Here is a 14,066-nt window from a genome sequence, read left to right as displayed (position 1 = left end):
GGTTAGTTTATAAATTATTTTTTGTTATATCGTTAATTAGTGCTATAAACTCACCATCTATACCGTTAAAAATTCTAAAATGATTGCCAATTTTTAGTCTTAATAATGTTTTGAGATAGTAATTGTAATCTTCTGTAAGGTTTAACAAATAATTTTCAATTAGTTTGATATTGCTGTATCTTCTATGAAGACGGTGAGAAATTTCCACTTAAATTATCCTTGCAGAATTTAAAGAATATTATTGAAAAAGTCAAACTGCCTGTAAGTTTTGATTTTGAATCAGGCTTTGCATTGAAGCAAAATGGTTTAATAGAAAATGTTGGTCAAGTAATTAAAACAGGGGCAATGGGTATAAATTTTAAAGATCAAATTATGGGAAAGAAAAAGCAAGATACTCTATAAAAGAACAATGTAAACGAATTAAAACAATTAAAGAAACTGTAAAGGAATCATTGCCTAATATGTCTATTAATGCTAGAATGGACATCTTCATTCAAAAAGATATATCTGGGCATAATGAGCAAGGCTTAAAAGAAGCTATCGAATGAAGCAAAGTTTATGCAGAAGTTGGAGCGGATGTTTTTTTTGCCTCAGGCTTAGAAGAAATTAAATAATTTCAGAAATAACTTGATTTTTTTGGAAAGATAGGGCATTATCCGCTTTAAATTAAGGGAATGGGCGATTAGCTCAGTTGGTAGAGCATCTCGTTTACACCGAGAATGTCGGGAGTTCAAGTCTCTCATCGCCCACCATTTACATCAAGGCTTCCAGGATTTTCTAACTTTTTCTAAGAATTTCGTATGTGATTCATATGTGAAAATCTTAAAATTTGACCTACAAAAAAATCTATTTTTAACCCTGTTACAAGGGAGAAAAATATGACAGAATCATTAACTTTTTCCAACCCTCTAGTTGAAAATTAGGATATTATCTTTTATAACATAGTCGGTAATTTTGTCCCGCCTGAGTGGCGAAACCTTACCAATAATTGTGGCAAACAATTAAGTAAGACTTCTCGTCAACTTCTATCTTTGCTATTTTATTTCCGAAGTCAGGAGCTTATAAAGATGCTCAAGATAGAGAATTGGCGTTAAAAAAATTAACTAAGAAAATGAATAAAAGCAAAGGGGTTAAATCGTTAATTAACGCAAGTGGCTATAAGAAATATTTAGTAATTAATGGTAATGATAAGTTTGAGGTAAATCAGCAGAAAATAGCGGAAGATAGTAAGTGGGATGGTCTTCACGGAGTTATCAGTAATTTAGAAAATGTTGATATACCTTATATATTAGGGCGTTATAAGGGATTATGGCAGATTGAAGAGACTTTCAGGATTAGTAAACACGATATCAAGATTCGCCCAATCTATCATTGGAGTCCCGATAGAATCAAGGCACATATTGCGTTATGTTTTATGGCGCTAGTCTGTATCAGACATTTAGAATACCGGGTAAATTTACAATCAACTAAACTATCACCTGAAAGGTTACGTAAAGCGCTAATTGGAGTAGAAATTACCAATGTAGCACACATTCATGATAAAAGAATATTTGCCATTCCATCCTTAATATCAGATGACGCAAAAATTATTTATAAAACAATGAATTTACCCATTAGCTCTGTGCCGTATTTAATATCATCAGGATCACAGAAGACTGGATAAAATTAATAATTATTAGGTATTTTTATTATTTAAACCAATAATTTGTTGTGCCTGGAAATTTTATCACTTCCTTATCAGGCAACCATTTCTAGACACAACAACACTGAAGTCAGGAAAATACAAATTGTATATTTAAAATTTTATATATTTTAGCCTGTAGCCCTCATGAGACAAGGGCTAGCACAATTGGTTCATTTCTATCATGCAATATCCAGGGTAAATAGTTAAAAACGGATTAACTTATTTTTTTTGGTTTGACAATAGGGAGTACTATAATTTGTGGCTATAAATCCTCTAAGCTCCATTTTGCTCTAGGGCAGAAATTGAATGAGTTAGTAAGATTATTTTGCAAGCGTTCTAGTCCAGCATAAGCGATCATAGCAGCATTATCAGTACATAAATGTGCTGGCGGCACTAAAAGTACATAGCCTTGTTTTTCTGCTTGATGCTTAAGTATAGTTTTCAAATAAGTATTAGCAGCAACTCCACCGGCAAGCACGCAGGTTTTTTGTGGTAGTGCCGATTTACCAATAAATTCCTCATACATTGCAAAACTATTAAACATTTTTATTGACAAGATTTCTCCAACTACATATTGAAAGCTGGCAGCTATATCATTAATTTCCTGCTCACCTATAGGCTGTAATTTGGATATTAATATGCGTACTGCTGTCTTCAAACCTGAAAAGGACATATCACAACCAGTTTGATGAATAATCGGTTTTGGTAAAATATACTTAGATGGATTGCCAAATTTTGCTCTTCTCTCAATTTCTACGCCCCCAGGAAAAGGCAAATTCAGCATTTTAGCTACTTTATCAAAACATTCTCCCACCGAGTCATCGATAGTTCGTCCTAGAATTTTATATTTACCCAATGCTTGGACAGCAACAAATTGACAGTGTCCCCCTGAAACTAATAGAAATAAATAAGGGTATTCAGCCTTGTTGGTTAATCTAGCAGTAAGTAAATGGCCTTCTAAATGGTTAACTGCAATAAAGGGCTTTTTTAAGACGCTAGCAACTACTCTACCAAACATTGAGCCAACTATCACCCCACCTATCAAGCCAGGACCAGAAGTAGCTGCGATTCCATCTATATTGGATAATTCAAGACGAGTTTCATCTAAAACATATCTAACTGCTTTTTCTAAATTTTGCAAATGCGATCTAGCGGCAATTTCCGGCACTACCCCTTGAAAAACCTTATGTTCTTGGTGCTGGGAAATAACAATATTTGATAAAACCTCTTTATCTGAGGTAACTATTGCTACGCCAGTATCATCGCAACTTGATTCAATACCTAATACTCTAATTATTGTAATTTCTCCTTTAATAAATCATTCACTAAGTTAGGGTTGGCTTTTCCTTCAGTTTTTTTCATTACCTGCCCAACGAAGAAACCAAATAATTTATCCTTACCGCTTCTATAGGCGTCAACAGAGTCAGGGTTTTCTGACAACACTTCGTCAATTATAGCAGTTAGTATATCACTATCTGACACTTGCACTAAGTCTTTTTCTTTAATAATTTTTTCCGGTTCTTGCCCCGTTTCAAACATAGTTTCAAAAACTACTTTGGCAATCTTTCCTGAAATCACCCCATCTTCTATTAATTTTACCATTTGAGCAAGCATTGTCGGGGTAATTTTACAGTCACTTAAGCTAATAGAATTTTTATTAAGCTGACCAAATAACTCGCTAATAATCCAATTAGCAAGTATTTTGGGATTACATAAACTAACTGCTGCCTCGAAATAACCTGCCACCTGTTCATCAACTACCAAAACCTCAGCATCATACACATTTAAGCTATATTCGGCTATATATCTTTGAATTTTTGCATCCGGTAATTCTGGCAATTCTCGAGCTAATTGGTCTATTAGCTCTTCAGATATAACTATTGGCAATAAATCTGGATCGGGGAAATATCGATAATCATGAGCTTCTTCTTTTAAACGCATCGTTCTAGTTTCACCAGTATCAGCATCAAATAACCTAGTCTCTTGGATTATTGTCTGACCATCCTCAATTAAGTTTACTTGCCTATTTGCTTCAAACTCTATTGCCCGCATGATATTACGAATCGAATTGATATTTTTGATCTCGCACCTTACACCAAGTGGCTCTCCAGGAAGTCTAACTGAAATATTAGCATCGCAACGTAATGATCCTTTTTCCATGTCACCATCACAACTTTCTATATATCGGAGCAAAGTCCTGAGTTTACGAACGAATTCAGCCGTATCTTCTGGCGAATCAAGGTCTGGTTCAGTAACAATTTCCATTAATCCTATACCAGAGCGGTTTAAATCAATGAAGCTATAATGAGGAGACTGATCATGGATGGACTTGCCTGCATCTTGCTCTAAATGCAAACGATTAATCCTGATTCTTTTGGTTGTTCTTTGTTCAGTTACTATATCCAAATAGCCATCTTGAACAATAGGATGATAGAATTGTGAAATTTGATAGCCCTGAGGTAGATCAGGATAAAAGTAATTTTTACGATCAAATCTTGAATTAAGATTAATTTTCGCATTAAGTCCAAGACCAGTTTTAATTGCCTGATGAACACAATACTCATTTAACATTGGTAACATTCCAGGCATTGCTGCATCAATCAAAGATACTTGTGAGTTAGGAGGAGCAGCAAATTCGGTAGAACTACCAGAGAAAAGTTTAGATTTTGAAGAAATTTGGGCATGTATCTCTACACCTATCGTATATTGCCATTTACCTGTATTACCAATAATATAAGCCATTTAAAATCTCTTTAAGTTTACTATTAAAATATCAAGAACTGATCGAACAATTCTCACGTTTTTGGATTTAAAGTAAATATAGCCAACCAGAATAGGTTCTGGATAATTCCTTTGTCATTGCGAGGAGCTGCTCTAGTAGCGACGAAGCAATCCATTTTAATCACTTTTATGGATTGCTTCGTCGGCTTATGCCTCCTCGCAATGACGGAGAGGCTATTTAAAACATTAACGGGTTAGCTATACATTAAGTACTTATCATATTTTCAATAAAAATTGAAGTTTTTTATTTTCTGGAGGTTAACGCAGGGCGATTTAGAAGTCACAATTAATGGTAGAAAACGATAGATTGTAGAAACGAATGGTTATCATCGCGAGCCACGAAGTGGCGTGGTGATCCAAATAAACAGCTGGCTAGACACTGTTAACAAAGCTTATTTAGTTGGTGAATAAAGTCTTTTTTGCTGCAAATTATAAGATTTTTTTGAAATAGGTACACTATTCCAGCAAAAATCTTATTAATTTTCGCTAAAAAATCCATTAATTCATCAATCAAATAAGCTTTGTTAACAGTGTCTAGTTTTATTTTTTGCCGCTACAACTTTTGGATTGCCACGTCGTCGCTTTGCGACTGCTCGCAATGACGTTTATGCATTTTCTAAAACAAATTTTTCTATCATTAGTTGCGACTTTTAAATCGCCCTGAGGTGAGTCACAATAGCAAAGAGATTATCCATAACTTTTAACAGATTAGCTATATTGCTCAATCCTAAAAAGAGGAAGATCATTTCCGCTTAAGCGGAAATGATCTTAAATATAGTGAACTATTTTTTTCTATAGAATATTAGCATCAATTTCCCCAACAAGTTTGGCAAAGCACGCCTCTATTCCGGCCGGATCACCTGATGGTAGACGTAAATAATACTCCGGATTAGAGTTGGATAAAGTATCACAAATACCTCCAAATACATCAATATCTGTAGAAACAAAACGAAAGATTTTCATCAAACTTGTCGTCGCTACTTCTGGCTCATCTCTTAAGTGTTTTAGACCAAATTTTTTGAATTCATTAAGACCTGCACAGAGATTAGATTCGTATTTCTTAGATAAGAATTTATATTCTGATCGAACACTTATTTCACTTAAGGATTGTAGCTCTTCAAGATCATTAGTAAGTTTTTGTACATCTTTATAAAGCGTAACAGCTTCTTTATACTGTTTTTTAGTAGATACATCATATTCTTGTTTTTTAGTAGCATCTTTCGTTTTCTTGCTTAAATCTTGGTAAATATTAGCTATACTCATACATAGTTTAGCTTTCTCTACATCGTTGGTTGTTTGATCTTTAGCAGCTTTAAAGGCGTCCATAGCAAGTTCATGATCTGTATCCTTTGTTTCTTCTCCGAATTGTTTTAAGGTGGTATATTTTTCTCTACAAGGTGTCTTGGTTAGCTGAAATAATTTTTTACAAGAGTTAACATACTCTTGAACCAATCCTTCTACCTCATATACCTTATTTAACAAATCCAAAACTTTCGGATCATCAATATGTTCATACGCATTCGGAAGCTGATTATAAATTTTATCACAGGTTGCTTTTGCTTCTGTATCCTTACCTAACAATAAATAGTGAGAAGCTAAACTCACCAATAATTTAGGTTCATCAACGAAATTATATAGATTATCCTGTTTTTCAATAGCCTTCTGCCAAAGTACTTTAACTCGTACCATGTTTGGTTTGTCTGAATTAAGTATCGTAGTTATTTCAGTTAGCGCTTGTTGAGCAATATCATTGATAGTCGTTGTAGGCTCCTCAGACTTAAGTTCAGAAGAGGCTTGAGCTTTAGTACTTGTTGAAAGTGGTGAAGTAACAAGCATTTCAGCACGCTCTTTAGAAATATCCGGATAGAGTGAATCAGTAACGACAGCCGTAGAATACGGAGGTGGGGCTGAAGGGGTAGAATTGCTGGCTTGATTTGCTGATGCTAGAGCTGTTAACTGTTGCATTAACATAGTATTTTTAGCAACAAGATCATTATTAGCCTTTTCTACTACCTGCATCTTTTTCAGAACAGAGTCAGCGTCAATTTCTCCTGCCCTTTTATCTGCTTTAATCTTAGCCTCATACATATTTTGCTTTTTTATGCTTTCAGCAAGTTCCTTCTTTTTTTGTTGAATCTCCTGTTCTAGTTCTAGTCTCTGTTTGTCTTCCGTTGAAGGTTCAGGATTATAACGTAGAGCCAAGTTAGCAGCTTCTGCAGCATGGGGGCTATCCTTAGCTCTGTCAAATGCATCTTTTAAGGATTGAAAGGTTTGATAAATAGTTAACATTTTGGTGTCTGTTTTTTCGAATTTGCTTTTACAAAGGTTAAGAGCTGTCACGAGTGCTTTTTTATCATTCGAAGCTTCCTCGAGTACTTTTGAATTATCCCCAACTTTCGCAGCTTTCGCAGCTTTCGCAAGTAATTTTGGATCATTCGAAGAATCAAATTTCTTTATAACACAATCAACGTAGAGCTCTATTACAGCGGGAACGGTGGTATCATTAATTAAACCATTTGTCTGAGCAATAGCTTCATCATATTTTTTAGCTTTAATAAGATTTTCTACCTTCTGCTGAACCACCTGAAGCAAAGGTTTGTATAGGTTTTTATTAATATTGTTTCTTACTGTCTCTTCTCCTGTCTCTCTTCCTAGTTCTGCTATTTTCTTTTCCAGTTTTATCATAAACTCATTTCTACTATCAACAGGTGCTGCACACGCTTTTAAGTATTGAGATGAGTCCTTACCTGCACGGAAAGCAATAATAGCTTGATACTGGTTTAACTTAAAAGATAATTGAATATCTGCTGTTTGTTTACTGAGACTCTCACCTCTCTCCTTAATTGCTTGATAATCTATTATACCTAATGCATCAGTAATTTTAGTTATATCACACTGCTCTTGGAATAATGCATCTATCTGTATCTCTAACAGTTTGTTCTGTGCTTCGAGTTTTTCAGGTGATGGTTTTCTAATTCCAAACACACCTTTTAATTTTGCCATAATACCCTCTCATATATTCATTTAATTAATTATTAGTAACAGACTCTACGCATAACTTAATATTAATTGTAAGGTTAATTTTGTTGTCAAAATTAAGCAGGAAATCGTATTAAATATTTTATTAGTTGAGTTCTTTGCTTAATTCTTTTCTTCAAATTTCTCTATACAATAAAGCTATACAAGAAACCTATTACTTATAATTAAGACAGATTTACAGTTAATAATCAAGAAATATCAACTAATTATTTTTAATATTTACAATAAATAGTAACTTTTTTGTAATTTATGATATTTTTACAAACTCTAAAATTCTTCGGGATAAATTTTCAATTTTCTACAGTATATATCAAAAATTTTTGCTACTAAGAGGAGCAAGTAATTAAATTCTTACCTTACGCATACCCCCATGACAATTTAATAAATTGCAGAAAAACACAAGACGCTATTAGCTAAACCACGTAGTGGTTGTGGCAATCACATTCATTAGATTGCTTCGTCACTACTAAAGTAGCTCCTTGCAATGACGCTGGGCTGTTTTTCCTGTGACTTTTAAATGCCATGCGTAAGGTGAGTTAGCTATAGAAGAAATTATTCTTGCAAAATTGAAAAATTTAGATTAGTGGGTAGGATATAATATGATATACTCACAAATGACTCGAAGGATAGGGGCGATAAACAAGGGTTGAGAGGTGCAGCGTACAAAGAGTATGTGAGTACGTGGAAACCTCGCAAGTATTTGCAGGTGTCAATTCTTCAAAGTAGAAACAATCAGGTTTGAAGCGATTCTACACCTGATTGTTAAAATATAACAAAGCCAGTTCGATATAAGAATTATTAATTCTTATATCGAACTGAGGTTAATATAAAACTATAATATAAATATCAATGATAAAACTTACTATAGATGGTATTGAAGTTGAAGTAGAGGAAGGTACAACCGTATTTCGTGCCTGCAGCAAACTTGGTATAGAAATCCCACATTTCTGTTTTCATGAACGTTTGAAAATTGCCGGTAATTGTCGTATGTGCTTGGTAGAGATGGAAAAATCTCCAAAACCTATTGCTTCTTGTGCTACGCCTGTTACTCCAGGTATGGTGATCCACACTAATACTGCGGGTGTTAAAAAGGCTCGTGAAGGGGTAATGGAATTTTTATTGATCAATCATCCCCTAGATTGTCCTATCTGTGACCAGGGAGGCGAATGCGATCTACAAGATCAAGCCTTTAAATATGGTGGAGCACGTTCTAGATTTTTGGAAAATAAAAGGACAGTCAAAGATAAATATATGGGTCCTCTGATTAAGACCCAGATGACTAGATGTATACAATGTACAAGATGTATAAGGTTTGCCACTGATATTGCTGGAATTGAAGAAATAGGAGCTCTCTACAGAGGAGAACATATGGAAGTTACCTCGTATCTTGAACGTAGTCTTGCATCAGAGTTATCAGGTAATATTATAGATGTTTGTCCAGTTGGTGCATTAAATTCAAAGCCTTACTCTTTTAAAGCTCGTAGTTGGGAACTAAAAAAAACTGAGTCAATAGATGTATTGGATGCCCAAGGTTGTAATATAAGGATTGATAGTAGGGGGAATGAAGTAATGAGGATATTACCTAGGGTTAATGATGATATTAATGATGAATGGATATCAGATAAAGCACGATTTGCTTATGATGGCTTGAAATACCAAAGGTTAGATTCTCCGTATATAAGACAAAATGGTAAATTAGTTGAAGCTTCTTGGAGTGATGCTATGGCACTAGTAGCACAAAAATTAAAGTCTCTTGCCGGTAATCAAATGGCGGCAATAGCTGGAACGCTAGCATGCACCGAATCAATGTTTTTATTAAAAACATTGTTACAGAAGCTAGGATGTAATAATTTTGACAGCAACCAGTTTAATTACAAAATAGACAGAAGTAGTAGGGGCAACTATCTATTTAACACAACAATTTCTGGACTTAAAAAAGCTGACCTAGCTTTGTTAATTGGTGCAAATATTAGACAAATAGCCCCAGTCCTTAATGCACGTATTGGCGTGTTGCAGAGAGAAGGAAAGCTAAAAGTAGCTAGAATTGGTAATATTATTGATCAAACTTATTTGATCAATGAATTAGGGGCAAGCCCTAAGGTAATTAAGGCAATAATATCAGGAGAACATCAATTTTCTAAGGAGTTGGCAGCTGCAAGAAATCCGGTTATAATTATTGGTGATGGGGTATATTCTCGAGATGATGGTTATGCTATTTTAGCACTCATTCATCAGATGGTGGATAAATATAAAATAGTTAGAGATGATTGGAATGGTTTTAATATATTACATAATCATGCATCAATGGTCGGTAGTTTGGACATAGGTTTTAGCCCTAAAAATGGCGGTAATGGAGTTTATGAAATTTTACAGAAGGCAGAAATAGGTGAAATTAAGTTTGTATATTTACTAGGTAGCGATGAAATTGATATGAGCAAAATCAGATCGTCTTTTGTAGTATATCAAGGGCATCACGGTGATAATGGAGCAAATGCAGCAGATGTCATTTTTTCTGCTAGTAGCTATACAGAAAAAGATGCTATTTACGTAAATTTTGAAGGAAGACCACAATATGCTAGGGCAGCAACTAGTCCGGTAGGACAGGCAAAAGAAGCTTGGCTTATTATAAATAATCTTGCCAATAATTTAGGACTAAATCTTGGCATGAGCAATTTAATGGAAATAAGAAATAAGTTGGCAGCTGAATTTCCGGCATACTCAAATGATTTGGAGAATTGGAACGTAAAACAAGGGGTAAGCGAACGGAGCGTACATGAAGTACGTGAGTACGCGAATGCCCCGCAGTTTTGCGAAGCCAATTCTTCAAAGCAGAAGGGTATATTTGCCAATATTTCTAAGATAATGGGCGGTGAGTTTATAAAATTTACCTCTACAGATAAATTACTTAACGATGATATAATGACTAAATCGATAAATTATTATATGACAGATTCAATTAGTAGGGCATCTATTACTATGGCAAAGTGCTTGGAATCGAAGAAAGAAAGGGAAAAAGTTGCATGATATCGTTATTCCAACAATATCTACTACCATTAATTATTGTGGCATTGAAAGTCCTATCTATCACTATTCCTCTTCTGCTGTGTGTGGCCTATCTTACCTATGCTGAGCGAAGAGTAATAGGATTAATGCAACTAAGAAAAGGTCCAAATGTAGTTGGATATTTTGGCTTGTTGCAACCAATTGCTGATGCGGTTAAACTATTATTTAAAGAAACAATTATACCAAATCAAGCTGATAAAATATTATTCACCTTAGCACCTATGGTTACCTTTGTGCTTAGTTTAATTGGTTGGGCAGTGATACCTTTTGATAAAAAGCTGGTATTAGCTGACATCAATGTGGGTGTTTTATATATTATGGCAATCTCATCATTGGGAGTTTATGGTATAATCATAGCTGGTTGGGCAAGTAATTCGAAATATGCTTTCCTTGGAGCTATTCGTTCGTCAGCTCAGATGATTTCATATGAAGTATCCATAGGGTTGGTGATTGTTACTGTACTTTTAACAACTGGGACACTTAATCTTTCAGAAATCATAGAAAAGCAACAATTATTGCCTTGGTGGGTTGATTTGATGTTGTTACCTATGGCAGTAATATTCTTCATATCAGTACTTGTCGAAACTAATAGATTACCTTTTGATTTATCGGAGGCTGAGTCTGAGCTAGTTGCTGGTTATAATGTTGAATATTCTTCTATGGGTTTTGCCTTATTTTTTCTTGGCGAATATGCTAATATGATTTTAGCCAGCGGTATGACCACAACATTTTTCTTAGGTGGCTATTTGCCGCCTTTTGGTATTAAGTTCCTAAATTTTGTGCCGGGTTTTATTTGGTTTATAGTAAAAGTCGGTTTTTTATTATTTTGTTTCTTATGGATAAGAGCGACATTACCTAGATATCGTTACGACCAGTTAATGCGGTTAGGTTGGAAAGTATTTTTACCTTTTACTTTATTTTGGGTGGTGTTAATATCAAGTGTTTTAATGTTTACCGGTAATTTACCAAACTGATCATCTATCAGTCCTAGAGTCGATATAGCCTTCAAAAAAATCTTCGGTGTTAAGAGAATAAGGATTTGCTTATTTCCCTAATCAATTCGATTGTGTCCCAGGAAGAACAAGTAACAGAAGTAACACTTCTTAATCCATATAATTCAAAGATGATAAATTGTCAATTTTAGATATTAAAGCACAAGGATAAGGCAGCAAAAGATTTAATATCGAAATTCAAATTACTGATTAAGCTGATTAGGATAAGCTAGTATTTTCAAAGTAAAAATTAAAAATCATTGGCATACTTCAGAAATTAATTCTAAATCTAGCAAACTCTTTTCTTGCCTCAATATCTCTGTTACGTAATATTCTCAGAAGTTTAGGATTAAAGGTGATTATCCTGAAATATATAGTGAATATGTCAAAGATATTTCTCCCAGATTATTTAGACACTTATATCATAATTTAAAGATATAAGTGTCTAGGCTTTATTAAGATTGCTGTAATATTGTTAACTAAAATTTATTATTTCACTTTTAATATTATTTTTTCTTGTTATCATTAATAACCAAGCTATTGATGATAAGAAAAGTGATAGGATACCCTCAAGAACAAAAAAGTTTAAACAAGGAACAAAAAGAAACTATAGGATTACTGTCAATAGGAACCTTCCTTGAATATTTTGATTTGATGATATATATTCACATGGCGGTATTTCTTAATGCATTATTTTTTCCCACAACTGATCCGCACACTACTGCTTTGTATTCTGCAGGTGCTTTTTGTGCAACTTATATACTTAGACCATTAGGGGCTTTAATATTTGGATGGATAGGTGATAATATAGGGCGTAAGCCAACAGTTATCATTACAACTTTCATGATGTCATCTGCTTGCATTGTTATGGCTAATCTGCCTACTTACGAGCAAATAGGAAGCATAGCAACTTGGGTAGCGATTATTTGCCGGGCTGTTCAAGGTATGTCTTCTATGGGCGAAATAGTAGGGGCAGAACTTTATTTAACTGAAATGCTTCATCCCCCAATACAATATGCAAGTGTTGGATTGATAGGAAGTTTTGCTGTCCTAGGAACGTTAGGGGCTTTGGGAATTGTCTCACTTGTTATTTCCTATGCTATTAATTGGCGTATAGCATTTTGGATGGGTGCAGCAGTTGCATTTGTTGGTTATGTTGCAAGAACAAAACTTAGAGAAGCCCCAGAATTTGCCGATGCCAAACGTCGATTAAAAAGAGTTTTTAAAATAACTAATACAGATATAAATATTTTACAACACGATCCAATTTGGCAAGAAAAAGTTAATAAAAAAACTTTAATATCTTTTTTTTTATTACAATGTGCCTTACCGGTATGCGTTTATTTTATTTATATATATTGTGGTAATATTTTAAAAACTAGTTTTGGTTACACACTATCCGAAGTTATTCAGCATAATTTTCTTGTCTGTTTAATGGAGCTATTAACCACATTAATATTATGTTATTTAAGTTTAAAAATATATCCATTGTTAATTATGAAAATTATACTGCTAATATTTTCTATTTTTATGATATTTTGTCCATATTTGTTGAATAATCTTGATTCTCCTTATCAGTTATTTTTGATTCAATTCTTTATAGTTTTGTGGAAGAAATGCATAAGCCCTGCTACTCCCATTTTTTTAAAAAGCTTTCCTGTCTTAAAACGTTTTACCTGTGCTAGTATGACATTTGCTGTATCTCGTGCTTTAATGTATGTTATTAGCTCTTTTGGTTTTGTTTACCTGACTGAATATTTTGGCAATTGGGGAATGTGGTTTATTATGATTCCTATAATTATTGGTTTTTCTTATGGGTTATCTCATTTTGAAAATCTGGTAAAACTAGCTAAAATTACCTACTCAAAAAAATGTATAGTCTAGAGGTTATTAGAGGTTCATAGATCAAAGTTTTACTATCAATCTATAATTAATGATGATAGTGAATTTGCTAATATAATAGTTGAGATTTATAGCAAATCTGATTGTCGTTATGGTTATCGGAAAATATACGCAGAGCTTATAGATATTGGGTTTAAGATTAATAAAAAGAAAGTACAAAGAATAATGAAAGAGCTTGGCTTATCTGGGCTTTATCCAAAAAAGAAATGTATAACAACGATAGGCAAGAACATAAAATCTATCCATATTTACTGGAAGGAATGGAGGTTGTAAGAATTAATCAAGTTTGTACTACTGATATCACCTACATAAAATTACCAGATAGATTTATGTATTTCATTGCCATAATTGATTTATATAGCCGTTACATTGTAGCATACACTAACGAAAGAATTTATACTGGCTTCCTCCTTTTGGCGACGCAAACACCAATATCTAGCTCGTTTATGTCACTACCAAACTAATACTAAACTACAACTGTAGTACTAGAAGAATAACATCTGATATTCATTCTGTATATAAGGTAGCTCCATACCATTATTCCTGCGTAGTCGGGAATCTATAGTATCTCATGGCTTTCTGCTTACCACTTTATATCCATGCTT

At 33.9% G+C, this 14,066-nt stretch carries 10 protein-coding genes and 1 tRNA gene; 7 read left to right on the top strand and 4 right to left on the bottom strand.

Annotated features, from left to right (window positions below):
- Positions 1-7: 7 nt before the first annotated feature.
- Positions 8-208: an RNA methyltransferase PUA domain-containing protein gene (locus AAGD39_RS07020; protein ID WP_410520858.1), complete on the bottom strand. Its 201-nt coding sequence runs from the start codon at positions 206-208 to the stop codon at positions 8-10.
- A gap of 11 nt (positions 209-219) precedes the next feature.
- On the opposite strand from AAGD39_RS07020, the gene AAGD39_RS01115 reads away from it, so the two are divergent.
- The 3 genes from AAGD39_RS01115 (at position 220) to AAGD39_RS01105 (ending at position 1,663) form a co-directional block, all read left to right on the top strand.
- On the top strand, positions 220-402 hold the full coding sequence (locus AAGD39_RS01115; protein WP_341756813.1) for an isocitrate lyase/phosphoenolpyruvate mutase family protein: 183 nt from the start codon (positions 220-222) through the stop codon (positions 400-402).
- Positions 403-676: 274 nt separating this feature from the next.
- Positions 677-752: transfer RNA gene (locus AAGD39_RS01110), tRNA-Val, on the top strand.
- 359 nt (positions 753-1,111) lie between these two features.
- Positions 1,112-1,663, top strand: a complete 552-nt coding sequence (locus AAGD39_RS01105; protein ID WP_341756812.1) for a hypothetical protein — start codon at positions 1,112-1,114, stop codon at positions 1,661-1,663.
- A gap of 283 nt (positions 1,664-1,946) precedes the next feature.
- Here the strand turns inward: AAGD39_RS01105 and tsaD are convergent, their stop codons facing one another.
- The 3 genes from tsaD to AAGD39_RS01090 form a co-directional block, all read right to left on the bottom strand.
- A complete protein-coding gene (gene tsaD / locus AAGD39_RS01100) occupies positions 1,947-2,981 on the bottom strand; it encodes a tRNA (adenosine(37)-N6)-threonylcarbamoyltransferase complex transferase subunit TsaD (protein WP_341757197.1) in 1,035 nt (344 codons plus the stop codon).
- Positions 2,978-4,426 (bottom strand): Asp-tRNA(Asn)/Glu-tRNA(Gln) amidotransferase subunit GatB, encoded by a 1,449-nt coding sequence (gene gatB / locus AAGD39_RS01095; protein ID WP_341756811.1) that lies wholly within the window; start codon positions 4,424-4,426, stop codon positions 2,978-2,980. The genes tsaD and gatB overlap by 4 nt, the downstream gene beginning before the upstream one ends.
- Positions 4,427-5,257: 831 nt before the next feature.
- The gene (locus AAGD39_RS01090; RefSeq protein WP_341756810.1) at positions 5,258-7,468 is read right to left on the bottom strand and encodes a hypothetical protein; all 2,211 of its coding nucleotides are present in this window, start codon (positions 7,466-7,468) and stop codon (positions 5,258-5,260) included.
- A gap of 885 nt (positions 7,469-8,353) precedes the next feature.
- Here AAGD39_RS01090 and nuoG point away from each other — a divergent pair.
- The 4 genes from nuoG (at position 8,354) to AAGD39_RS07015 (ending at position 13,734) form a co-directional block, all read left to right on the top strand.
- Complete coding sequence (gene nuoG / locus AAGD39_RS01085) at positions 8,354-10,528, top strand: NADH-quinone oxidoreductase subunit NuoG (RefSeq protein WP_375359792.1); 2,175 nt, start codon at positions 8,354-8,356, stop codon at positions 10,526-10,528.
- On the top strand, positions 10,525-11,541 hold the full coding sequence (gene nuoH, locus AAGD39_RS01080; protein ID WP_341756809.1) for an NADH-quinone oxidoreductase subunit NuoH: 1,017 nt from the start codon (positions 10,525-10,527) through the stop codon (positions 11,539-11,541). The genes nuoG and nuoH overlap by 4 nt, the downstream gene beginning before the upstream one ends.
- 561 nt (positions 11,542-12,102) lie before the next feature.
- Complete coding sequence (locus AAGD39_RS01075) at positions 12,103-13,443, top strand: MFS transporter (RefSeq protein ID WP_341756808.1); 1,341 nt, start codon at positions 12,103-12,105, stop codon at positions 13,441-13,443.
- Positions 13,444-13,485: 42 nt separating this feature from the next.
- Positions 13,486-13,734 carry an IS3 family transposase gene (locus tag AAGD39_RS07015; RefSeq protein ID WP_375319515.1) on the top strand — a complete coding sequence of 83 codons (249 nt, stop codon included), beginning with the start codon at positions 13,486-13,488 and terminating at the stop codon, positions 13,732-13,734.
- Positions 13,735-14,066 lie beyond the last annotated feature (332 nt).

Source organism: Candidatus Tisiphia endosymbiont of Nemotelus nigrinus, assembly GCF_964026475.1.
Lineage (GTDB): Bacteria > Pseudomonadota > Alphaproteobacteria > Rickettsiales > Rickettsiaceae > Tisiphia.
The sequence above is the reverse complement of the archived record's forward strand: the minus strand, read 5'-3'. Positions and strand labels throughout refer to the sequence as shown.